21 protein-coding genes are annotated in these 23,205 nt (G+C 65.4%); 12 read left to right on the forward strand and 9 right to left on the reverse strand.

Going from position 1 to position 23,205, the window contains the following annotated elements:
• Window positions 1-169 precede the first annotated feature (169 nt).
• Window positions 170-1,393 carry a CaiB/BaiF CoA-transferase family protein gene (locus tag E4487_RS20955; protein ID WP_150607093.1) on the reverse strand — a complete coding sequence of 408 codons (1,224 nt, stop codon included), beginning with the start codon at window positions 1,391-1,393 and terminating at the stop codon, window positions 170-172.
• 57 nt (window positions 1,394-1,450) lie between these two features.
• Window positions 1,451-2,629 (reverse strand): acyl-CoA dehydrogenase, encoded by a 1,179-nt coding sequence (locus E4487_RS20960; protein WP_037054635.1) that lies wholly within the window; start codon window positions 2,627-2,629, stop codon window positions 1,451-1,453.
• A 180-nt stretch (window positions 2,630-2,809) separates the two neighbouring features.
• Here E4487_RS20960 and E4487_RS20965 point away from each other — a divergent pair, with 180 nt between their 5' ends.
• The 9 genes from E4487_RS20965 (at window position 2,810) to E4487_RS21005 (ending at window position 10,881) form a co-directional block, all read left to right on the forward strand.
• The gene (locus tag E4487_RS20965; protein ID WP_134678264.1) at window positions 2,810-3,706 is read left to right on the forward strand and encodes a LysR family transcriptional regulator; all 897 of its coding nucleotides are present in this window, start codon (window positions 2,810-2,812) and stop codon (window positions 3,704-3,706) included.
• Between the two features lie 462 nt (window positions 3,707-4,168).
• Window positions 4,169-5,290, forward strand: coding sequence for a Re/Si-specific NAD(P)(+) transhydrogenase subunit alpha (locus E4487_RS20970; RefSeq protein ID WP_037054631.1), 1,122 nt, complete (start codon window positions 4,169-4,171; stop codon window positions 5,288-5,290).
• Between the two features lie 11 nt (window positions 5,291-5,301).
• The gene (locus tag E4487_RS20975) at window positions 5,302-5,616 is read left to right on the forward strand and encodes an NAD(P) transhydrogenase subunit alpha (RefSeq protein WP_037054628.1); all 315 of its coding nucleotides are present in this window, start codon (window positions 5,302-5,304) and stop codon (window positions 5,614-5,616) included.
• Between the two features lie 2 nt (window positions 5,617-5,618).
• On the forward strand, window positions 5,619-7,055 hold the full coding sequence (locus E4487_RS20980) for an NAD(P)(+) transhydrogenase (Re/Si-specific) subunit beta (RefSeq protein WP_037054625.1): 1,437 nt from the start codon (window positions 5,619-5,621) through the stop codon (window positions 7,053-7,055).
• A gap of 358 nt (window positions 7,056-7,413) precedes the next feature.
• The gene (locus E4487_RS20985; protein ID WP_175254302.1) at window positions 7,414-7,629 is read left to right on the forward strand and encodes a DUF1127 domain-containing protein; all 216 of its coding nucleotides are present in this window, start codon (window positions 7,414-7,416) and stop codon (window positions 7,627-7,629) included.
• A gap of 225 nt (window positions 7,630-7,854) precedes the next feature.
• The gene (locus E4487_RS20990) at window positions 7,855-8,058 is read left to right on the forward strand and encodes a DUF1127 domain-containing protein (protein WP_037054620.1); all 204 of its coding nucleotides are present in this window, start codon (window positions 7,855-7,857) and stop codon (window positions 8,056-8,058) included.
• Window positions 8,059-8,141: 83 nt separating this feature from the next.
• On the forward strand, window positions 8,142-8,465 hold the full coding sequence (locus E4487_RS20995) for a DUF2388 domain-containing protein (RefSeq protein ID WP_037054618.1): 324 nt from the start codon (window positions 8,142-8,144) through the stop codon (window positions 8,463-8,465).
• 143 nt (window positions 8,466-8,608) lie between these two features.
• Window positions 8,609-8,929 carry a DUF2388 domain-containing protein gene (locus E4487_RS21000; protein WP_037054615.1) on the forward strand — a complete coding sequence of 107 codons (321 nt, stop codon included), beginning with the start codon at window positions 8,609-8,611 and terminating at the stop codon, window positions 8,927-8,929.
• Window positions 8,926-10,881, forward strand: coding sequence for a DUF4105 domain-containing protein (locus E4487_RS21005; protein ID WP_175254303.1), 1,956 nt, complete (start codon window positions 8,926-8,928; stop codon window positions 10,879-10,881). Before E4487_RS21000 ends, E4487_RS21005 begins: the two co-directional genes overlap by 4 nt.
• 9 nt (window positions 10,882-10,890) lie before the next feature.
• On the opposite strand, the gene E4487_RS21010 is transcribed toward E4487_RS21005, so the two are convergent.
• Window positions 10,891-11,292 (reverse strand): GFA family protein, encoded by a 402-nt coding sequence (locus tag E4487_RS21010; RefSeq protein WP_175254304.1) that lies wholly within the window; start codon window positions 11,290-11,292, stop codon window positions 10,891-10,893.
• Between the two features lie 109 nt (window positions 11,293-11,401).
• On the opposite strand from E4487_RS21010, the gene E4487_RS21015 reads away from it, so the two are divergent.
• Window positions 11,402-12,265, forward strand: a complete 864-nt coding sequence (locus E4487_RS21015; protein ID WP_257229480.1) for an AEC family transporter — start codon at window positions 11,402-11,404, stop codon at window positions 12,263-12,265.
• A gap of 16 nt (window positions 12,266-12,281) precedes the next feature.
• Here E4487_RS21015 and E4487_RS21020 read toward each other — a convergent pair whose 3' ends face one another.
• Window positions 12,282-13,016: a substrate-binding periplasmic protein gene (locus tag E4487_RS21020; protein WP_373921555.1), complete on the reverse strand. Its 735-nt coding sequence runs from the start codon at window positions 13,014-13,016 to the stop codon at window positions 12,282-12,284.
• Window positions 13,017-13,182: 166 nt separating this feature from the next.
• Between E4487_RS21020 and E4487_RS21025 the strand changes: the two genes are divergently transcribed.
• Entirely contained in the window at window positions 13,183-14,310 is a 1,128-nt protein-coding gene (locus E4487_RS21025; RefSeq protein WP_175254307.1) for a PilT/PilU family type 4a pilus ATPase, read from the forward strand.
• Between the two features lie 85 nt (window positions 14,311-14,395).
• A complete protein-coding gene (locus tag E4487_RS21030) occupies window positions 14,396-16,036 on the forward strand; it encodes a Na/Pi cotransporter family protein (protein WP_134678254.1) in 1,641 nt (546 codons plus the stop codon).
• Between the two features lies 1 nt (window position 16,037).
• Here the strand turns inward: E4487_RS21030 and E4487_RS21035 are convergent, their stop codons facing one another.
• From E4487_RS21035 to E4487_RS21055, 5 genes are all read right to left on the reverse strand, one after another.
• On the reverse strand, window positions 16,038-17,546 hold the full coding sequence (locus E4487_RS21035; protein WP_175254308.1) for an NCS2 family permease: 1,509 nt from the start codon (window positions 17,544-17,546) through the stop codon (window positions 16,038-16,040).
• Window positions 17,547-17,661: 115 nt separating this feature from the next.
• Window positions 17,662-20,220: a TRAP transporter permease gene (locus tag E4487_RS21040; RefSeq protein ID WP_175254309.1), complete on the reverse strand. Its 2,559-nt coding sequence runs from the start codon at window positions 20,218-20,220 to the stop codon at window positions 17,662-17,664.
• A gap of 172 nt (window positions 20,221-20,392) precedes the next feature.
• Complete coding sequence (locus tag E4487_RS21045; RefSeq protein WP_047585207.1) at window positions 20,393-21,364, reverse strand: TAXI family TRAP transporter solute-binding subunit; 972 nt, start codon at window positions 21,362-21,364, stop codon at window positions 20,393-20,395.
• 80 nt (window positions 21,365-21,444) lie between these two features.
• Window positions 21,445-21,804, reverse strand: coding sequence for a RidA family protein (locus E4487_RS21050; protein WP_175254310.1), 360 nt, complete (start codon window positions 21,802-21,804; stop codon window positions 21,445-21,447).
• Window positions 21,805-21,843: 39 nt separating this feature from the next.
• Window positions 21,844-23,082: a D-amino acid dehydrogenase gene (locus tag E4487_RS21055; protein ID WP_175254311.1), complete on the reverse strand. Its 1,239-nt coding sequence runs from the start codon at window positions 23,080-23,082 to the stop codon at window positions 21,844-21,846.
• Window positions 23,083-23,205: the final 123 nt, after the last annotated feature.

The following is a 23,205-nucleotide window of genomic DNA, read 5'->3' on the forward strand; positions in this document are numbered from 1 at the left end:
CCCCTCTTTTAAACTTAACTTATTGATTAACAAGAAGTTTTCGAAGAGCTTCATCGCTGAAGTGGCGCGCATTCTACAGCACCAGAACGCGCTGTAAAGCCCTGATATGCAAAAAGTTGCGCAGACCGTTCCAACGGCCTGCGCCTCTTCTATATAGAGAGCGCGAAACTCAGATCACCCCCGCCTCACGCAGTGCAGCGATCTGCCCTTCGCTCATGCCCAGCACCCTCTGCAACAGCGCATCGGTGTGCTGCCCGAGCAGTGGCGGTGCCGAATGGTAGGCCACTGGCGTGTCCGACAGGCGCAGGGGACTGGCGACCTGAGGCGTACGTCCGCCAAGCGCATTGGGCAGATCGAAGCTCAACCCACGCGACTGGACCTGCGGATCGGCGAACACCTGCTGCAGATCGTTGATCGGCCCACAGGGCACACCCGCCGCTTCCAGCAGAGCAATCCATTGCGCCGTGGTCTTGAACACGGTGGCCTGGCGCAGCTGCGGGATCAGCTCGGCCCGATTGGCCACCCGCGCCTTGTTGGTGGCATAGCGCGGATCATCGGCAAGACCGGCGATACCCGCTACCTCGCAGAACTTGCGGAACTGCCCGTCATTACCCACGGCCAGGATGAAGTTGCCATCGGCGCTGGGGAAGTCCTGGTAAGGAACGATATTGGGATGGGCATTACCCAGGCGCCTGGGGGATACGCCCGTCGTCAGGTAGTTCATGGCCTGGTTCGCCAGACAGGCCACCTGCACGTCGAGCAGCGCCACGTCGATGTGCTGACCGATACCGGACTGCTCGCGCTGATTGAGCGCCGCCAACACGCCCACCGTCGCATACAGCCCGGTGAGGATATCGGTGAGCGCCACGCCGACCTTCATCGGCCCCGCCCCTTCCTCACCCTCAGGGCGCCCCGTCAGGCTCATCAGCCCGCCAAGCCCCTGGATCATGAAGTCGTAGCCTGCACGCTTGGCGTAAGGCCCGGTCTGACCGAAACCGGTGATGGAGCAGTAGATCAGCTTCGGATTGATCGCCTTGAGCGACGCGTAATCCAGGCCATAGGCCGCCAGGCCGCCCACCTTGAAGTTCTCCAGCAGGACATCGCACTGCGCCACCAGCTCGCGAACCAGGCGCTGGCCCTCCGGCTGGGTGAAATCCAGGGTCAGGGACTGCTTGTTGCGATTCGCGCTCTGGAAATAGGCGGCCTCGCGCGAGTCGTTACCCTCGGCATCCTTTATATAGGGAGGCCCCCAATGCCGGGTGTCGTCCCCCGCCCCCGGTTTTTCGACCTTGATCACCTCGGCCCCGAGGTCACCCAGGATCTGCCCGCACCAGGGCCCGGCAAGTACCCGGGACAGGTCGAGCACGCGAATATGGGAAAGAGCACCGGACATGGAGATCCTCCGCATGGCGCGCCAAGCGCGCCATGGATCAGTGAGAGGCGCGAGCCTTTAGAAGAACGCCTGGATGCCGGTTTGCGCACGACCGAGAATCAGCGCGTGCACGTCATGCGTGCCTTCATAGGTGTTGACCACCTCGAGGTTGACCAGATGACGGGCGATGCCGAACTCGTCGCTGATGCCGTTGCCGCCCAGCATGTCACGGGCCAGGCGCGCGATGTCGAGCGCCTTGCCGCAGCTGTTGCGCTTCATGATCGAGGTGATTTCCACCGCGGCGGTGCCTTCGTCCTTCATCCTTCCCAAGCGCAGGCAGCCTTGCAGGGCCAGGGTGATTTCGGTCTGCATGTCCGCCAGCTTCTTCTGGATCAGCTGGTTGGCCGCCAGCGGACGGCCGAACTGGTTGCGATCCAGCACGTACTGCCGCGCGGTGTGCCAGCAGAACTCGGCGGCGCCCAGCGCCCCCCAGCTGATGCCGTAACGCGCAGAGTTCAGGCAGGTGAACGGGCCACGCAGGCCACGCACGTCCGGGAAGGCGTTCTCTTCGGGACAGAACACGTTGTCCATCACGATCTCGCCGGTGATCGAGGCGCGCAGCCCGACCTTGCCGTGAATCGCCGGAGCGGAAAGCCCCTCCCAACCCTTCTCCAGCACGAAGCCACGAATCTCGCCGGCATCGTCCTTGGCCCAGACCACGAAGACGTCGGCAATCGGGCTGTTGGTGATCCACATCTTGCTGCCGCTCAGGCGGTAACCGCCCTCGACCTTCTTCGCACGCGTGACCATCGAACCCGGATCGGAACCGTGGTTCGGCTCGGTCAGGCCGAAGCAACCGATGTATTCGCCGCTGGCCAGCTTGGGCAGGTACTTCTGCTTGGTCGCTTCATTGCCGAACTCGTTGATCGGCACCATCACCAGGGAGGATTGCACGCTCATCATCGAGCGATAGCCCGAGTCGATGCGCTCCACTTCCCGGGCGATCAACCCGTAGCAGACATAGTTCAGGCCACTGCCACCGTAGGCCTCGGGAATGGTCGCGCCGAGCAGCCCGGTCTCACCCATCTCGCGGAAGATCTTCGGGTCGGTCTGCTCATGACGGAAGGCCTCCAGCACACGAGGTGCCAGCTTGTCATCGGCGAACTGTTGGGCGCTGTCGCGCACCATGCGCTCTTCTTCGGTCAGTTGCTGATCGAGCAGCAGCGGGTCGATCCAGTTGAAGCTTGCCTTGGCCATTGCGAGAAACCTCGAAACGATGAAGTGAGCGGCCGGCGCAACCGACCCCGTATAAGCATGATCCTAGGACGACCTGGCATGCAGGACAAACGCAGAATTCGCACAGACCTGTGCTTTTTCCTCACTTCGAGATAGCTTAACCAGTAATTAACGCCACTTCCGTGTGAGGCTTTCGCATAAATGCGCCGCAAGATCCCCAGTACCGCCGCCCTGGTCGCCTTCGAGTCCGCAGCACGTCACCAGAGTTTCACCAAGGCGGCCGATGAGTTGAACCTGACGCAGAGCGCCATCTGCCGGCAGATCGGCGGGCTGGAAAGTTTCCTCAACGTCGAGCTGTTCCGCCGCTCGCGCCGTGGCGTGGTGCTGACCGAGGCCGGCATCGCCTACAGCCGCAAGGTGGCCGCCCAGCTCGATGCCGTGGAACGTGACACCCTGGCGCTGATGGGCAACCAGGGCACCACCAGCATCGAGCTGGCGGTGGTGCCGACATTCGGCACCCAGTGGCTGTTGCCACGCCTGCGCGCCTTCCAGCGACTGCACCCCGAGGTCACGGTGCACCTGACCAACCGCACCCGCCCCTTCCTGTTCGCCGACACCCACTTCGATGCCGCCATTTACTATGGCGATGCCGAATGGTCAGGCACCGAGGCGCACTTCCTGATGCCCGAGCACCTGCTGCCGGTGTGCAGCCCGGCGCTGCTGGAACAGGGCGAGATCGATGCGCAGCGTATCGCCACCCTGCCGCTGCTGCAGCAGACCACCCGCCCCTATGCCTGGCGTCAGTGGTTCGCGGCGCAGGGCATGAGCGTCGCCCGCGACATGACCGGGCCTCGCCTGGAGTTGTTTTCCATGCTGGCCCAGGCTGCCCGCCATGAAATGGGTGTCGCCCTGATTCCCCCCTTCCTGATCCAGCGGGAACTCGAAGAAGGCAGTCTGGTGATCGCCATGGACGCGGCCGTGCCGGACAACGACCGCGCGTACTACCTGATGGTGCCGGAGCGCAAGGCCGAGTCGGCGGCGCTCAAGGCCTTCCGCGACTGGCTGCAAGGCGAGGCACGCGCCTACCGAGCCGAGTAGCCCTGCATCGACTTTTTTCGACCACGCGCAACGAAACAGAAGCCGGATTGAACACGTAGGGCACTATCGGTCACACTACACGGCATTCTGCCCGATTCATTCACAAAAGCCCCTGCCTCCGGGGTGTTGCGTGATTTTGAACGCCTCGTTCATTACTTTTCACACCCCAGCCGATTCGACCAACGGTCATTCCGCTCATGAATACCGGCATGGCCGCCAAACCTGCATGAAACCTGCTGCCGACCGGGCGCCACGCGGGCTGCGCGCAGTATAAAAATCCCTCATAGACCCATTACTTGTAGTAATGCATTTTTTTTACTCCATAACTTCTTGTAAGGGTTTGCGTTCGACTGCACAATCGCCGCGCCCGCCATTCACTATCGGGTTATGTGCTGATCCCCAATCGCCGGCGCGCCAGCGCAGTGCACCGGTTCACAAAAAAGATCACGCAGGAGATTAGAAGTGCACATTGGTGTTCCTCTCGAAACCCATGCAGGGGAGACGCGGGTTGCCGCGACCCCCGAGACCATCAAGAAGCTGGTCGGCCAAGGTCATCAGGTGACCGTGCAAGCCGGTGCCGGCGTCAGCGCCAGCATTCCGGACAGCGCGTATGAGGCCGCTGGCGCAACCATTGGCAACGATTCGGCCGCCTTCGGCGCCGACCTGGTGCTCAAGGTGGTCGCACCCACCGACGCCGAACTGACTCACATGAAGTCCGGCGCCGTGCTGGTTGGCATGCTCAACCCGTTCTGCAATGAAACCATTGCGCGCATGAATGCCCGTGGCATCACCGCCTTCGCCCTGGAGGCCGCGCCGCGTACCTCCCGCGCACAGAGCCTGGACGTGCTGTCGTCCCAGGCCAACATCGCCGGCTACAAGGCGGTGATGCTGGCGGCCAACCACTACCCGCGCTTCATGCCCATGCTGATGACCGCCGCCGGGACCGTTAAGGCGGCCCGCGTGCTGATCCTCGGTGCAGGTGTCGCCGGCCTGCAGGCCATCGCCACCGCCAAGCGTCTGGGTGCCGTGATCGAGGCATCGGATGTGCGTCCGGCAGTGAAAGAGCAGATCGAGTCGCTCGGCGCCAAGTTCGTCGACGTCCCCTTCGAGACCGACGAGGAGCGCGAGTGCGCGCAAGGCGTGGGCGGCTATGCCCGGCCGATGCCGCAATCCTGGATGGAGCGTCAGGCCAAGGCCGTGCACGAGCGCGCCAAGCAGGCCGACATCGTCATCACCACCGCGCTGATTCCGGGCCGCAAGGCGCCGACGCTTCTGCACGAAAGCACGGTGGCCGAGATGAAGCCGGGCTCCGTGGTCATCGACCTGGCTGCCGCACAAGGCGGCAACTGCCCGCTGACCGAGGCCGATCAGGTCGTGGTCAAGCACGGCGTCACCTTCGTCGGCCACACCAACCTGGCCGCGCTGGTGCCGGCAGATGCCTCGGCGCTGTATGCACGCAACCTGCTGGACTTCCTCAAGCTCGTGATCGACCAGGAAGGCCAGTTCCAGCTCAACCTCGAAGACGACATCGTCGCCGCCTGCCTGATGTGCAAGGACGGTGAAGTCGTGCGCAAGAACGGCTAAGGAGTAGGGACATGGATCTGATTTCCGACGGCATCTACAACCTGATCATCTTCGTGCTGGCTATCTATGTCGGCTACCACGTGGTCTGGAACGTCACCCCGGCCCTGCACACCCCGCTGATGGCGGTCACCAATGCCATCTCGGCGATCGTCATCGTCGGCGCCATGCTGGCGGCCGCACTGACCGTCACGCCGCTGGGCAAGGCCATGGGCACCCTGGCCGTGGCCCTGGCCGCCGTCAACGTCTTCGGCGGCTTCCTGGTCACCCGACGCATGCTGGAAATGTTCAAGAAGAAAGCGCCGAAAGCACCTGTGGAGAAACACTGACCATGAGCATGAACCTGATCACTGTTCTCTACCTCGTCGCCTCGGTGTGCTTCATCCAGGCGCTCAAGGGCCTGTCGCACCCGACCACGTCGCGGCGCGGCAACCTGTTCGGCATGATCGGCATGGGCATCGCGGTGGCCACCACCGTCGGCCTGATCTACAAGCTCGGCGCCGATCTGGCCGTGCAGGGTATCGGCTTCGTGGTCGTCGGCCTGCTGGTCGGCGGTAGCGTCGGCACCGTCATGGCCAAGCGCGTGGAAATGACCAAGATGCCGGAGCTGGTCGCCTTCATGCACAGCATGATCGGCCTGGCTGCGGTGTTCATCGCCATCGCCGCCGTGGTCGAGCCGCAGTCGCTGGGTATCGTCGCCGCCCTGGGCGATGCGATCCCGTCCGGCAACCGCCTGGAGCTGTTCCTCGGCGCGGCCATCGGTGCCATCACCTTCTCCGGTTCGGTGATCGCCTTCGGCAAGCTGTCGGGCAAGTACAAGTTCCGCCTGTTCCAGGGCGCCCCGGTGGTGTTCAAGGGCCAGCACCTGGTCAACCTCGCGGTCGGCCTGGCGATCCTCGCCCTGGGCCTGTACTTCACCTTCACCGGCAACATCACCGCATTCGCAGTGCTGGTGGCACTGGCCTTCGTCATCGGCGTGCTGATCATCATCCCGATCGGTGGCGCCGACATGCCGGTGGTGGTGTCGATGCTCAACTCCTACTCGGGCTGGGCGGCTGCCGGTATCGGCTTCTCGCTGAACAACTCGATGCTGATCGTCGCCGGCTCGCTGGTCGGCTCCTCGGGCGCCATCCTCTCGTACATCATGTGCAAGGCGATGAACCGTTCGTTCTTCAACGTCATCCTCGGCGGCTTCGGTGCCGACGCAGATGCCGGTGCGGCAGGCGGCAGCCAGGAGCAGCGCAGCGTGAAGTCGGGTTCGAGCGACGACGCTGCCTTCCTGCTGACCAACGCCGACACCGTGGTGATCGTCCCCGGCTATGGCCTGGCGGTTGCCCGTGCCCAGCACGCGCTGATGGAACTGGCGGAGAAGCTGACCCACCGTGGCGTGACCGTGAAGTACGCGATCCACCCGGTTGCCGGCCGCATGCCGGGCCACATGAACGTCCTGCTGGCCGAGGCCGAAGTGCCGTACGAGCAGGTGTTCGAGATGGAGGACATCAACTCCGAGTTCGGCCAGACCGACGTGGTCCTGGTGCTCGGCGCCAACGACGTGGTCAACCCGGCCGCGAAGAACGATCCGAAGTCGCCGATCGCCGGCATGCCGATCCTCGAGGCCTACAAGGCCAAGACCGTGATCGTCAACAAGCGCTCGATGGCCAGCGGCTACGCCGGCCTGGACAACGAACTGTTCTACATGGACAAGACCATGATGGTCTTCGGCGATGCCAAGAAGGTCATCGAGGACATGGTCAAGGCCGTGGAATAAGCCCTGACCAGTCAGACAGGAAACCCGGCCTCGCGCCGGGTTTTCCGTTTCTGGAACCGGTAAAAAAGCTGAATTTCAGGTCAAACGGCACGGCCAATCAATTTGCAACTGTACTGCTCGAAAGACCATGAAGAACGGGTTGCACCCAGCTAAAAATCTCGCATAAATGGGTTGCACCCAGTTTTTTAACTTATGGCCAGTACAGTTCATTCATTTCCTGACCGAACAGTTACAAAGCAACCTATCTAATAGCACAACAATTTCATCCAGCTGTGACTACTGGGCCACGCTCGCGCTCGGGATAATTTCCCCATCGAAAGCAAACACCAGACCCGCCACAAGCGGAAGGATGACCACCATGGAACGTACCCTCAGTTCCGCCCTGCTCCAAACTCACAGCGTTGCCAGTGACAAGTCTGCCTGGCCCCTGCGCCTGATGGCCACCCTCAGCCTGTGGCAGCGCCGCATCGTCAGCCGTCGTCAACTGGCTCGACTGGATGCCCGCCTGCTCGCTGACGCCGGCATCACCGAAAATCAGCGTTTCGTCGAACTGCAGAAGCCGTTCTGGCGCTGATTGACCGCTTTGCTCCATCCCAGAATTGGGATCTTCTGAGAGCTCCACCGTCTCTGCTGCGGTGGGGCTTTCGTTTTATCTGGAACAGTCGTCGCCCTGACGAGCAGTACAGTTGCCAGGTAATAGACACTGCCCCTGCACAATTCCCCCCGTTTGTATCTGCTCCTCGACAACCATTGGCGAGATCATGGACTGCCACACCTTGTCTCTGGACAGGAGCACGCCATGGACCGCACGCACTCCCCGCTCTCGCAGCACGCACATCCCCACGCCCTGGACTCCCTGCGCCTCTACGCGCTGCTGCGCCATTGGCAGCGCAACCTACGCACGCGCCGCCAGCTGGCCCAGTTGAATGCACAGCAGCTGGCCGACGCGGGCATCAGCCCGGCCCAGCGCGAGCAGGAACTGGCCAAGCCCTTCTGGCGCTAGGCCAGCAATGGAGTGCACAGGCCTTCTGGGCTAAGCTGCAGGCGCGGGCAGCACCTTGTCCCGTAACCTCGGAGTGACCCCAGATGCCTCTCAACAAATCCTTCAGCGCTGCCCTGCTGACGATGCTGCTCGTCGGCAGTGCCAGCGCCAGTAGCCTGGTCGCCACCACGGATACCCTGGTGGGCGCCCTGGCCGGCACGGCCGAAGGCCTCTCGGATGCGACCAGCTCCCTGCGCGACATGAAGCAGATACGCGCCGCTCGCGAGGACGCCGCCAGCTTCGTCGCCAGCGACGGCGCCATCCGCAGTGCCAGGCTGGAAGCCGCCCTGCTGCAGATTCGCAGCCATGCCAGCGAGCTGGCGCAGGCCGATGACCTGACCCTGGCACAAGCCATTCTCAGCCTGTAGAAGGCTCCACGCCCCTGCCGGTCGACTCACTGCTGACCGGCTTCGCCGCGCCCCGTACACTTCCCCGAGCGACCGCGCACGGGGAACCGCGCAGGCTTGCCCACGTCAAATCGTCCGTTCTGCAGTTCTCGGAGCTACTCATCATGCGTCGTTCACTCGTCATCGCCCTTACCGCTTGCGCCCTGTGCAGCGGCCTCGCCCAGGCACAGACCCTGGTCGCCACCAGCAACATCGTCGTGCGCGCGCTGGATCGCAGCATCAACTTCACCTCCGATACCACCACCTCGCTGCGCGACATGAAGGCCGTGGTACAGGCCCGTGACGACGCGGCCAGCTTCGTTGCCAGTGCCGGCGAAATCCGCGGCGCGCAACTGGAAGCCGCCCTGCAGACCATCCGCCAGCAGTTGCCAGAGGCCCGACAAGCCAGCGACCTGCAACTCGCCGAAGCCATCCTCGCCCTGTGACTCGCCTCGCCGCCTGGTGCTGCGGCGTTCTGCTGACGCTCGCCACGGGCCTCGCCCAGGCACAGCTGCGCCTGCTGCTGGACGACGACGCACTCGCTGCGGCCGAGCGCCAGGCCAGCCAGACGCTGCTGGACGAGGCCATGGCGGCGTTACCGCCAAGTTTCATCGCGCGACTGGATCGCGTGGTCGCTGTCAGCTGGCGTGCCGAGATGCCGGCCGACGTCTACGGTCAGGTCGGGCGTTTCAGCGGCATCGAGCTCAATGCCGCGCTGCTGCCAAGACTGGTGGACGGTTCGGCGGCCCGTAATCGCACCGGTCGCGCCCACGGCACCCAGCGCCAGGAGCTGCTGGCCACCCTGCTGCACGAGCTGACCCACCTCTACGATCGCGCCCGGCTCTGGCCCACCGCCGAGCGCCAGCGGATCAACCAGTGTCGGCAGCGTGCCAGGTCGACCGGCCTCGTCGGGCTGGCGGACGAGTGCCGTGGCCAGACCGAGCGCCGCTTCACCCTCAGCGACGACCCACGCCTGCTCGACCTGGCCGGCTGGGCGCAGCGGGTCGGCAGGCGCGGCGCACGCGACACGGACAACGGCCAGGTGGCGCGCAGCCCGGACGACTACGAACTGCGCAACGCACTGGAGTTCGTCGCGGTCAACCTCGAATACTTCCTGCTCGATCCGAGCTACGCCTGCCGTCGCCCGTCACTGGCTCGCTACTGGCGCGAGCACTTCGACTGGGCACCGCCGACCGCGGCCTGCTCCAGCGATTACCCCTACCTCAACGCCGGGCGCGACTTCGCCCGCCAGCCGCTGGGACGCCTGGACCCGGAGCGCGTGTACGAGGTCGACTACCTGCTCGCCGAAGCCAACGATGCCTGGATGAGCCGCTGGGGCCACAGCATGTTGCGCCTGGTGGTCTGCGCACCGGGCAGGCCGCGTGGCCCGGATTGCCGGCTGGATCTGGACCAGCACCTGGTGCTGTCCTATCGCGCCTTCGTCGGCGACCTGCAGCTCTCCAGCTGGGATGGCCTGACCGGCGTCTACCCATCGCGCCTGTTCGTCCTGCCACTGGAGCAGGTGATCGACGAGTACACCAAGGTCGAACTGCGCAGCCTGGCCTCGGTGCCACTGCGCCTGTCACGCGACCAGCTCGAGCAGCTGGTGACCCGTGCCGTGGAGCAGCACTGGAGCTATGACGGCGACTACTACTTCATCTCCAACAACTGCGCGGTGGAAACCCTCAAACTGCTGCGCAGCGGTACCGGCGACCCGCAGTTGCAGGCGCTCGACAGCATCCTGCCCAACGGCCTGCTGCAACTGATGGACGCCCGCGGCCTGGCCGACACCTCGGTGCTGGACGACCCGCGCGAAGCGCTGCGCCTGGGCTACCGTTTCGACTCCTTCCGCGAGCGCTACCAGGCGATGTTCGGCGTGTTGCGCCAGCGCCTGCCGATCTCGCAGGGCAGCGTCGAAGCCTGGCTGGAACAACCCGCAGAGGATCGCCGCCGGTGGTTCAGCCAGGCCGATCTGCGTGCCAGCGCCGCCCTGCTGCTGCTCGAACAAGCCGCCTTGCGCCGCCAGTTGCTGCTCGCCCAGGACGAACTCAAGCAGCGCTACCTGAGCGGGCGTGCCGCAGGCGACCCCAACCTGAACAAGGCCGGCAGCGCGCTGGAACAGATTCTCGCCAACAGCGGCTTCCTCAGTCGCCCCGCAGAATTGCTCGACGGAGGTTATGGCCTGCCGCAGCACAGCGAGTGGCAGGGGCTGGAGAACCGCAGCCGTGAGCGGCAGCAGCAGCTGCGCCAGCTAAGCGACGAACTCGACGGCGAGGTGCGCAAACTGCTGGAACCCGGGCGTCTGCTCGAACTGGAGGCCAACGAGGCCAACCTCCTCGCCCTCGGTGAGCACCTGCGCGCGCTGCACAAGGCCAGCGGAGGCCTGGAGCTGCCCTGACGCCCCCCGCTACAGCAGCTCCTCATCTTCCTCCGGCAGCTGCGGATCGACGCTGAGCCACGGCAGACGGCTGCCCACCCAGATATGTCGATTGGCCGGAGCCCGCTCCGGCACATCGAGGGTGGCAACTGTCACGTCCAGCGTCTGCGGGCTGAGCGTAGTGAACAGCGCCAGGTGCGCACCGCAGTCGGCGCAGAAGTAGCGCGAGCAACTGGCCGATGAAGCGAAGGTGCGCGGCTGCCCCTGCAACCACTGGAAGCTCGTCCTGGGCACGGTGACCCAGGTGGTGAGAATGCCGCCGCTGCTACGCCGGCAGATGGTGCAGTGACAATGCGCACTGTCCGACAGCGGCGCCTCGATCCGATAACGCAGGGCACCGCACTGGCAGCCACCCTCATGCTGCTCGCTCATCTCTTCGCTCCGTCTTGCATTGCCCTGCGCCGCTGACCAAGATAGGCCCTCACCACCGTCGGGGGTTACCGTGATAGACCTGCTGCTGGCCTTGTGGCCGCTGTTCGCCATGATAGTCGCCGGCTACTGGCTGCGCCTGCGTGAGTTCCCCAGCGAGGCCTTCTGGCCCGGTGCCGAACGCCTCAACTACTTCATCCTGTTCCCCGCGCTGCTGTTCTCCAGCCTGGCCCGGGCGCCCCTGAACAACCCCGCCCTGCCGCGCCTGGCCCTCGCCGTGCTGCTGGCCCTGGGCATCGCCTGGATCGCCCTGCTGCTGGTACGCCGCCTGCGTGGCTGGCCGGCCGGGCGCTTCGGCGCCTTCAGCCAGGGCATCCTGCGCTTCAATACCTACCTGGGACTGGCAGCGGTGGGCAGCCTGTTCGGCCAGCAGGGCCTGACCCTGGCCGCGCTGATGCTGGCCCTGATGGTGCCGACGGTGAACGTGCTGTCGGTCTGGTCGCTGACCGCCGAACGCGGTGTCAGCGCCCGCAGTCTGCTGCTGCCCATCGCCAAGAATCCGCTGATTCTCGCCTGTGTCGGGGGTGCCCTGTTCAACCTCACGGGCATCGGACTGCCTGGCGGCACGGATCGCCTGCTCAGCCTGCTGGCCGCCGCCAGCCTGCCGCTGGGCCTGCTCTGCGTCGGCGCGGCACTGAAGCCCGAGCAACTGGGCGCCGAGGTGCCCGCGCTGGGCTGGAACAGCGCGCTGCGCCTGCTGATCATGCCCGTCCTGGCCTGGTGCGTGGCCTGGGCACTGGCGCTGCCGGCCATGGAGAGCGCCGTGCTGGTGCTGTTCTTCGCCTTGCCCACCGCCCCCACGGCCTACGTACTGACCCGCCAGCTGGGCGGCGACAGCCAGCTGATGGCCGGGATCATCACCCTGCAGACCCTGCTGGCAGCGGGCAGCCTGCTGCTGGTCATGACGCTGCTGTGAAATCCGCCACGACCACCTATTCCACGTAACGGTCAACGATGCGCTGGTACTCCCCACTCACCTTGAGCGCGTCGAGGCCGTGGTCGAAGCGCTCGATCAGCTCCGCCGCCCGCGGATGGCGTCGAGGCACGATGAAATGCAGGGTGTTGCTGCCCAGGGCGTGCGAGCGGTGAAACCGCTCCGCACCGACACCGGTCGAGCTGAGGGCGCTTTCCCCCAGATTGCGGTCTGCGATGAAGAGGTCGTCGCGCTGCAGCAGCAACAGCCGTGCACACTCCTTGAGGCCGAGCGGTGAATGGCGCCTGAGCGCGCCCTGATCGATCAGGCGCTGGATCGCGACGGGCGGCTGCCAGCCCAGCGGATAGCAGAGACGAAGCCCCTTGTGGCGCGACAGGTCGTCGAGCTCGAGCGAGTCGCCGACGCGACTGAACAGGTGCTGTTCGGCCTTGTACAGAGGGGCCGAGTAGAGGAAGTCCTGCTCGCGCTGGGTGGAGCGCACGTAGGGAAAGGTGGCGTCGTATTCGCCGCGCGAGGCATTGAGATAGCCGCGGTTCCAGGGCTGCCAATCGAGCGTCATGGCCAGCCCCTGCTCGGCCAGCGCGGCCTGCACCACCTGGGTGAGCATGCCCTGCCCCGGCAACGCCTTGCCCGTGAATGGCGCGTACTCATCCCCCGTGACCAGGTGGAGAACCTCGGCACGTAGCGATGTGCACAGCAGCAGCCCCAGCAGGGCAGCCCTCCAGAATCCCACCACCTTCCTCCCGTATCCGACGTTCAAGCACCAGGCCGTGCCGCAGTGTGGCCGGACGGCGATCCAGCTATAAGGCGACCAATCATCCCGCTCTCTTGATACAAAGCAATGGGCGTGTGCGGACGCCGACTATCCTTGCTGCAACGCCACGAACTGCGACCCGCCGATGAACGACACCAGCGCCGAGCAACCCGACGTCTTTCCCTATCTGCAGCTGATGCACCAGCATGCGGGCTCGGACCTGTTCTTCAGCGTCGGTGCGCCGCCGCACATGAAAGTCGAGGGGCACAGCCAGCCGGCCGGCCAGCACGTGCTCAAGGCCGGCGAGGTGAAGCAGCTGGCCTACCAGCTGATGACCCAGAAGCAGATCGCCGAGTTCGAGCGCGACCTGGAGATGAATCTCGCGGTCAGCCTGCAGGGTGCCGGGCGCTACCGGGTCAATGTCTATTACCAGCGTGGCGAGGTGGCCATGGTGGTGCGTCTGATCAAGAGCCGGATTCCGGGCGTCGAGCAGCTCGGTCTGCCCAGGCTGCTGGAAAAGCTGGCCATGCAGGATCGCGGGCTGATCCTGGTCACCGGCGCGGCAGGCTCCGGCAAGTCCACCACTCTGGCAGCGATGCTGGACTTCCGCAATCGCCACAAGAGCGGCCATATCGTCTGCATCGAAGACCCCATCGAGTTCCTCCACAGCCACCAGCGCTCGATCATCGATCAGCGCGAAGTCGGCCTCGATACCCACAGTTTCGACGACGCCCTGCGCAACGTTCTGCGCGAGGCGCCGGACGTGATCATGCTCGGCGAAATCCGTGACGCCGCGACCATGCAGCACGCATTGCATTACGCCGAGACCGGCCACCTGTGCGTCGCCACCCTGCATGCCACCAGCAGCAGCCATGCAATCGAGCGGATCGCCCGTTTCTTCCCCGACGAGGCGCGCAAGCAGGTACTGGCCGACGTGGCGCACAACCTCCTCGCCGTGGTGGGCCAGCGCCTGGTCCCCGGCATCGCCCAGAAGCGCGTGGTAGCGGTGGAGCTGATGCTCGGCACGCCCTACATCCGCGACCTGATCCAGCGCGATCAGCTGGACGAGTTGCGCGAAGCCATCGCACGTGCGGCGGAACAGGGCCTGCAGACCTTCGACCAGCACCTGTTCGCCCTGCTCGAAGCCGGGCGCATCAACCTGGCCGATGCCCTGAAGTTCGCCGACTCGCGCACCGACCTCAGTCTCAAGTTCAAACTCGAACGCGGCTTCTCCGCCGACGACGCCGAACTCAAGGTGCTGCGCGACGGCTGACTGGCTTTCTGAACGATTTCGGCCGATGCTCAATACAGGCCGAAAGCATAATTCCTCATCGGCCGTCTTTCAGGGGGGCCGATTCATGCTGACCCTGCTGCATTTGCTGTCAGCCATTGCCTTGCTGGTCTGGGGCACACACATCGTACGTACCGGCATCCTGCGCGTGTTCGGCTCGCAGTTGCGCAAGGTACTCAGCCACAACGTCAGCCGACGACCGCTGGCCTTCGTCGCCGGTATCGGCGTCACCGCGCTGGTACAGAGCAGCAACGCCACCGCCTTGCTGGTCACGTCCTTCGTCGCCCAGGGGCTGATGGCCCTGGCACCCGGCCTGGCGATCATGCTCGGCGCCGATGTCGGTACCGCACTGATGGCGCGCGTGCTGACGCTCGACCTGAGCTGGCTGAGCCCTCTGCTGATCTTCATCGGGGTGATCTTCTTCCTCTCGCGTCGGCAGACGCGGGCGGGCCAGCTCGGCCGGGTAGCCATCGGCCTCGGCCTGATGCTGCTGGCACTGGAGCTGATCGTCGCCGCCGCCACGCCGATTACCGAGGCGCGCGGCATCCGCGTGCTGTTCGCCTCGCTGACCGGCGACCTGCTGCTCGACGCCCTGGTCGGCGCCCTGTTCGCCCTGCTGACCTATTCCAGCCTGGCCGCCGTGCTGCTCACCGCGACCCTGGCCGGCGCCGGCATGATCAGCCTGCCGGTGGCCATCGGCCTGGTCATCGGTGCCAACATCGGCAGCGGTCTGCTGGCGTTTCTCACCAGCAGCCTGCAGAACCCGGCCGGACGTCGCGTGGCGCTGGGCAGCCTGATCTACAAGCTGATCGGCCTGCTGCTGGTCCTGCCGGTGCTGCAGCCACTGGCCAACTGGCTGGACAGCCTGAACTGGCGGCCAGCCGAGCTGGTGATCTTCCTCCACCTGTTCTACAACAGCCTGCGCGCCCTGCTGATGCTGCCCAGCGTCGGGCTCATGGCGCGCTTCTGCAACTGGCTGCTGCCGGACCGCCACGACGACAGCGGCGTCGCCCGCCCGCGCCATCTCGACCCGACGGCGCTGGCCACGCCGAGCCTGGCACTGGCCAATGCGGTGCGTGAAACCCTGCGCGCCGGCGACCTGGTCGAGAGCATGCTCGGCCACCTGGGGCCGGTGCTGGAACACAACCAGCCGGCGCTGACCAAGGAGCTGCGCAGCCTCAATGACGACGTCGCCAGCCTGTGCCGGGCGATCAAGCTGTACCTCGCGCAGGTGCCCCGCGAGGCACTCAGCGACCACGACAGTCAGCGCTGGGCCGAGATCCTCGAACTGGCGGTGAACCTGGAGCAGGCCGGCGACCTGATCGAGCGCATGCTGGGCAAGATCCAGAGCGAGAAGACCGCGCAACGCCGGGCGTTCTCCGAGAAGGGCCTGGAGGAGCTGACCCACCTGCACAGCCAGCTGAGGGCCAACCTGCGCCTCGGCCTGAACGTCTTTCTCAGTGCCGACCAGGCCAGCGCCAGCCAGCTGCTGCGCGAGAAGCGCCGTTTCCGCGCGCAGGAACGGCGCCTGGCGCACGCGCACATCGGCCGGCTGCAACGCCAGGTGGTGCAGAGCATCGAGACCAGCTCGCTGCACCTGGAGCTGATCGCCGACATGAAGCGACTCAACTCGCTGTTCTGCGCCAGCGCCTACGTGGTGCTGGAAAGCCGGGACACCGGTGCCCTGCAGGCCGATGGCGGCGAGTGACTCAGTCCGCGCCGGGCGCCTGCGCCGGGGCTGACGGCGCCACCCCGCGCCAGGCGTACCAGGCGAAGAACAGCGCCATCAGCAGGTAGCCGTGGACGAAATCCGGTGCGGCGTACCAGGCCAGCTTCGGCGCATGCATCAGGCCGACGAAGGCCATGCCGGCGGCCACCAGGGCGAAGACGGTGGCCTGGCGGAACTGTCGGTCGATCACCGTGACGCACATGGCGCCGAGCAGGATGGCGCTGAACATGGCGCCCTGCCCCAGCGCGCCGATGGCGCTGGAAATGCCCTCGACCACCTCGGGCGCGCCGCGGTTGAAGCGGGTCATCAGGTAGTTGGCGAAGTACGGCAGCATCGCCAGCGCCACCGCCGGGTAGTAGCGCGCCTGATTGCTGTGGAACGCCGTGGCGATCATCGACATGCCGACGAACACCAGGATCGGCGCCACCACCGAGACCGGAATCAGCGCAGCGATGAAGGCGATCAGGCCGAACATGGTCGCCAGACCGTACACCGCGCCATTGAGCAGGCTGTAGCCACGCCCGGCGCCCATCCATTTCGAGCCGACGGTGGCGATGTACACGGTGGTCGGGAACACACCGCCAAACAGCGCGCCCAGCAGGGTGCCGACGCCATCCACCGCCTGGCATTCGCGCACGCTGTAGGTATCCCCCGCAGCGCTCATGGCCTCGACGTTGTTCATGGTTTCGATGGCGTTGTACAGGGTGATCGGCAGGATCACCGTGATCAGCGCCAGCAGGCTGGTGAACAGCAGCCCCAGGCCTTCGTACCAGGCCAGGTTGGGCAACAGCGGGTAGAAGCCCAGGTGGGTGAAGGCATCGCTGAACTTGCCGCTGTCAGCCGCGCCGACCAGGTAGGCCAGCGCCGTGCCGACGATGATGGCGAACAGCGAGGCAGGCAGACGAAACGGCATGCTCACCCGCGCCACCAGACCGACGATCATGATGGCCAGCACCAGCAGGCCGATCATGGGGATTTCCAGAGTCTTGAACAGCATTTCACCGGCGATGAACGTCAGCGCGACACCGGCCACGGCGCCGAGCATGGCGGCGCGCGGCAAGGAACGCTGGACCCAGTTGCCGATCAGGCTGATCGCCGCCTCGATGGCGCCGCTGATGAAGCAGGCGGCCACGGCCACCTTCCAGGCCAGCTCGGCATCGCCGGTGAGGTTCTTCGCCGGCAGCAGCACGCCGAACAGAAAGACGAACATCACCGGCGTGCTGATGCCGTAGGACAGCGCGGTGACATCCGCGCGATTCTCCTTGCGCGCCAGCCGCGCCGCGCTCCAGGCGTAGTAGAAATTACCCGCCATCACCGCCACGGCCGCGCCCGGCAACACCTGGCCAAACACGATCTCGGCGGGAAAGCCCATGCCCAGCATGCTGATGGCGATGATCACGAAGTTGGCGATGTTGTTCTGGAACAGCGCGAAGAAGGCGTCGGTGTCCTCCTTCTTGTACCAGGGGTAATGCACGCGCGGCGTCGACATGACGGGCTGAATCCTTGTTGTCCGAATGGTCAGGCCGGCGAGTCTATCAACCTGGCCATCGGCCATAAACGAACAAGGCAGCCGAAGCTGCCTTGTCGTGGTCAGGTCGAGCCGGTTACGCCGCCTGCGGCACCTGGCGACGACGCTGCAGGAGCACGATCAGGCCGAACAGCACGAAGGCCGGAATCCACATCAGCTCCTTGACCCAGCGGTCGGTCGGCGCACGCACCTTGAGGATCTGCTGATCGAATTCCAGGCCGGCATCGGCCGCCATGCTGCCGAAGGCGACGCTGTCGACCAGCACCTTGCCGTCCTCCTCGTAGAGGTTCAGGCCCAGCTTCTGCAGGCGTTCCTCACCCGTGGCACCGTCCGGTACCGGCAGCAGCAGGCTGAACTCGCGGGGATCGCCAACGGCATCCTCGCCACGGATACGCAGGCGCAGCGAGCTGCCATCCTCGACGCCATCGAGCGCCTGGGCCAACTGCGCCGGCGGGATGTCCTGATAGGGGTCGTGGACCATGTCCATCCAGAAGCCGGGGCGGAACAGGCTGAAGGCGACCACCAGCAGCAGCACGCTCTCGTACCAGCGGCTGCGCACAAGGAAGAAGCCCTGGGTGCCGGCGGCGAAAATCAGCATGGCGATGGTCGCGACGATGAAGATCAGCACGCCGTGACAGAAGTCCACGTCGATCAGCAACAGGTCGGTGTTGAAGATGAACAGGAACGGCAAGGCGGCAGTCCGCAGGCTGTAGAAGAACGCCACCAGGCCGGTCTTGATCGGGTCGCCCTTGGACACCGCCGCCGCAGCGAACGAGGCCAGCCCCACCGGCGGGGTCACGTCGGCCATGATGCCGAAGTAGAAGACGAACAGATGCACCGCGATCAGCGGCACGATCAGGCCGTTCTGCTGCCCCAGCGCCACCACCACCGGCGCCAGCAGGCTGGACACCACGATGTAGTTGGCCGTGGTCGGCAGGCCCATGCCGAGGATCAGGCTGAACACCGCCACCAGCAGCAGCATCAGCAGCAGGTTGCCCATCGACAGCAGTTCGACCAGATCGGCCAGCACCAGGCCCACACCGGTCTGCGAGACCGCGCCGACGATGATGCCGGCGGCAGCGGTCGCGATGCCGATACCGATCATGTTGCGCGCACCGGCGATCAGGCCTTCGCGCAGATCGACCACGCCGTCGACGAAGGTGCCGTGGTCATGGCTGCCATCGCGGCGCATCCAGCTCAGCAGCGGACGCTGGGTGAGCAGGATGATGATCAGCATCACGCTGCCCCAGAAGGCCGACAGGCCGGGTGACAGGCGCTCGATCATCAGGCACCAGACCAGCACCACCACCGGCAGCAGGAAGTGCAGGCCGGACAGCAGCACCGCACGGGTCTGCGGCAGCTCTTCCAGCGGCGCGTTGGGGTCTTCGGCCGGCAGCACCGGCACACTGGCGGCGACTTTCAGCAGGGCCAGGTAGACCACCGCCAGCAGGACGCCGATCACCGGCAGGGCGTACTCGCCCAGCGCCGGCTTGAGCCAGCCGAGCCCGTAGTAGACGGCCAGCGACAGGCCGCTGATCAGCGCCGCACCGAAGGCGAAACCGGTCAGACGGCGCAGCCACGGCTTGGGCTGATGCCCACCGATGGGCTGCAGGCCGAGCTTGAGCGACTCCAGGTGCACGATGTAGAGCAGCGCGATATAGGAAATCGCGGCCGGCAGGAAGGCATGCTTGATGATCTCGACATAGGGCATGCCGATGTACTCGACCATCAGGAAGGCCGCCGCGCCCATCACCGGCGGCATGATCTGGCCGTTGACCGACGACGCCACCTCGACCGCGCCGGCCTTCTCCGAGGAAAAGCCGGTGCGCTTCATCATCGGGATGGTGAAGGTGCCGGTGGTGACCACGTTGGCGATCGACGAGCCGGAGATCATCCCGGTCAGGCCGGACGCCAGCACCGCAGCCTTGGCCGGACCACCGCGGAAGTGACCGAGCAGGCTGAACGCCAGCTGGATGAAGTAGTGCCCGGCCCCCGCCCGTTCCAGCAGCGCGCCGAACAGCACGAAGAGGAAGACGAAGCTGGTCGACACACCCAGCGCGATACCGAACACGCCTTCGGTGGTGATCCACTGGTGGTTGGCCAGGGCATGGAAGCTCACTCCACGGTGCGCCAGCAGCCCCGGCATCCAGGGGCCGGCCACGCTGTAAACGAGGAACACCAGGGCGATGATCGCCAGGGGTGGGCCCAGCGCGCGGCGGGTCGCCTCCAGCAGCAGCGGGATGCCGATGCAGGCGGTGACCAGGTCGCCCGTGGTCAGGCTGCCGGGGCGCAGGGCCAGCTGCTGATAGAAGATGAACAGGTAGGCGGCGCTGGCGGCGGCGACCAGACCGAGGGCGATATCCAGCAGCGGCACGCGATCACGTGGCGAGGTTCTGAACGCCGGGTAGGCGAGAAACGCCAGCAGCAACGCGAAGGCCAGGTGAATGGCGCGGGTCTGGGTGTCGTTGAGCACACCGAAACCGAAGATGAACGGCAGGGGTGAGGCGATCCACAACTGGAACAACGACCAGAGCAGCGCCAGGCCCGTGATCACCTGGGCCATCGGGCCGACGGGCAAACGCGCGCCGACGTCCTGGGCGATCAGTTCCTCGGTGGAGAGTTGTTTTTCGGCCATAGGGAGGTACACCTACGTTGTCATTCTGATAAAACGGCGAGCCCCTCGTTGACGGAGGGGCTCGGTTTTTCGACCCTGTGAACGGGTCTCTAGGCACGCAGTTTACCTATACAAACTCAACTGCGCCCGTTATCGAAGAGTTTAGAGCTCTGCCAGGTTCTCTCCACCCGGCCTAAAGCCAGCCTTTCTCCTTGTAGAAACGCAGTGCGCCCTCATGCATCGGTGCCGTCAGCCCCGCGCTGATCATGTCCTCGGCACGCAGATCGGCGAAGGCCGGGTGCAGGCGCTTGAAGCGCTCGAGGTTGTCGAATACCGACTTGACCAGCTGATAGACGACCTCGGGATCGGTCTTTGCCGACGTCGCCAGCACGGCCTTGCCGCCGATGGACGCAATGGCCTCGTTGACGCCAGGGTAGAGGCCGGCAGGAATGTCCGCCCGGGTGAAGTAGCTGGCCTCGGCCAGCAGCTTGTCGACTCCCGGTCCGGTGACCGGAATCAGCCGCGCATCGACCGTGGCCATCGCCTCCTGAATGGCACCGCTCGGATGGCCGACCACATAGGTGATGGCATCCAGGTTGTTGTCCCCCAGGGCCGCCGCCATCTCTGCCGGTTTCAGCTCGGCCGCGAGCGCGAAGTCGGACTTGCCCCAGCCATTGGCCTGCATCACCTCATCGAAGGTGTCGCGGCTGCCCGAGCCCGGCACGCCGATATTCACCCGCTTGCCCTTGAGGTCCGCGAAGCTCTGGATGCCGCTGTCGGCACGGGCGACCACGGTGAGGATCTCGCTCTGCAGCGAGAACACCACGCGCAGGTCCGCGACCGCGCCGTCCTTGTCGAACGGCGCCTGGCCCGTCAGCGCCTTGTTCTGGTGATCGGACTGAATGAAGCCGAAGTCATAGTCACCGCTCTTGATCGACGCGATGTTGCTGACGCTGCCCGCGGATGATGGGGCGTTGCACTTGATGCCGTGCTCGGCACCGCTGCGGTTGAGGAAACGGCAGATCGACTGACCTGCGGTGTAGTAGACCCCGGTCTGCCCGCCCGTGCCGATGGTCACGTAGCGCTCTTCGGCGACCAGAGGGCTGGCCAGCAGACTGCTGCCCAGCACGCACGCCAACAGACCCATGATTCGATGTTGCTGCATATCAACGTCCTCGTGTTTTTGTTTTTCGAACGGCAGACGGGCCGGCAGCGCCGGCGCCATCGATGGAACCAATGCGGCAGTTACGCGGGCTTGCGCACCGCTGTCAGCATGATCTCGACCAGTACGTCGGCGGAGGCCAGACGCGCCTCGACCGTAGCACGCGCCGGCGCGCAGCCGGCCGGCAGCCAGCGGCTCCAGACCTCGTTCATGGCGGCAAAGTCCTTCTCGATGTCTTTCAGCCAGATCTGCGCACTGAGCAGCAGGCTGCGATCCGAGCCGGCCTCGGCCAGCAGGGCATCGATCTTGTCCAGCACCTGGGCCGTCTGGCCCGCGACATCCTGGCTGCGATCGGTCGGCACCTGACCGGAAAGAAACACCAGATCGGAGAAAATCGTCGCGCCGGAAAGGCGCGCATTGGTCTGGATACGTTGCACGGACATGGCAAACTCCTACGGGGTCATGGGGTTGTTCAGGGGTTCTCAGGAGGCCAGCTTCATCCCCTCGAGAGAGATCGCCGGGCGCTGCCGGCCTATCAGCTGGGTCACGGCCTCGGCGCTGCCGCAGGCCAGGGTGAAGCCCAGGCTGCCATGGCCGACGTTCAGCCAGAGGTTGTCGATACCACTGGCACCCAGCAACGGGGTGCCCTCCGGCGTCGCCGGACGCATACCCGCCCAGGTCTCGGCGGCGGCATAGTCTCCCGCAGCGGGGAAGCTGGCCTGGGCCAAGCGCTGCAACGCGGCCAGCCGCCCCGGATCCGGGCTGGCGTCCCAACTGCCGATATCGACCATCGCCGCGACCCGCAGGCGCTGACCGAGACGGGCGTAGACCACCTTGTTGTCGTAGTCGGTGACGTTGGTCTCCGGCCCCGCAGCGCGGTCGGCCAACGGCAGGGTGAGGCTGTAGCCCTTCAGTGGATAGATCGGCAGGCGCAGTCCCAGCGGGCGAAGCAGCTCGACACTGCCGATGCCCGCAGCCACCACCACCTGATCGACCGCCAGTTCCTCACCCGCCAGCGCCACGGCCCGGACCTTGCCGCGCTCCAGCGGCAGCCCGCTGACGCGTTGCCCGGTATGCAGGCGGAACGTCGGATGGCCGCGCAGCTTGCGCAGCAGCTGGCGGCAGAACTGATGACAGTCACCGACCTCGTCGCCGGCGGCGAAGATGCCACCCTTGAAGCGTCCGGCCAGCGCCGCCAGGGCAGGTTCCAGCTCGATGCATTGCTCCGCGCCGAGCAGACGCTGATGGGCCGGGTCGACCCCGGCCTGCGCCTTGTGCAGACTCGACGCGTTGCGGTAGATCACCAGCTTGCCGTTGGCGCGCCAGGAAAAATCGTCCAGCAGCTCGTGCTCACGCCATTCCTGCAGCACCGACTGGCTGTACAGCGCCAGGCGCAGGAGGTGCTGGGCATTGCGCTGGTTCACCGAGCGCCGGCACGCCAGCAGGAAACGCAGGCACCAGTGCCACTGACGGGGGTTCAGGCTGGGCCGGAAGCGCAAGGGCGCACTGCCCTGAAGCATCCACGACAACGCCTGCAGCGGCACGCCGGCATCGGCCAGCGGCGCAACGTAGCGATAGCTGAGCTGACCGCCATTGGCGAAGCTGGTCTCCAGCGCCACTTCATCACGCTGCTCGATCAAATCGACCCGATAGCCCTGGCGCACCAGCGCATAGGCGGTGGTCAGGCCTATCACGCCACCACCGATAACCGCGACCCGCATCATCCATCTCCCGCATCCGAATGGAATTCAGGGTATGGATGCCTGGCGCGGGCGACCAATGAAAAGATAGTGGCAGCCCATAACCCCAGGTTATGCTCCAGCCAGTCTCGCTGGAGCACGAAC

Origin of the sequence: Pseudomonas sp. BMW13 (genome assembly GCF_013357275.1) — a bacterium.
Taxonomy (GTDB): domain Bacteria; phylum Pseudomonadota; class Gammaproteobacteria; order Pseudomonadales; family Pseudomonadaceae; genus Aquipseudomonas; species Aquipseudomonas khazarica.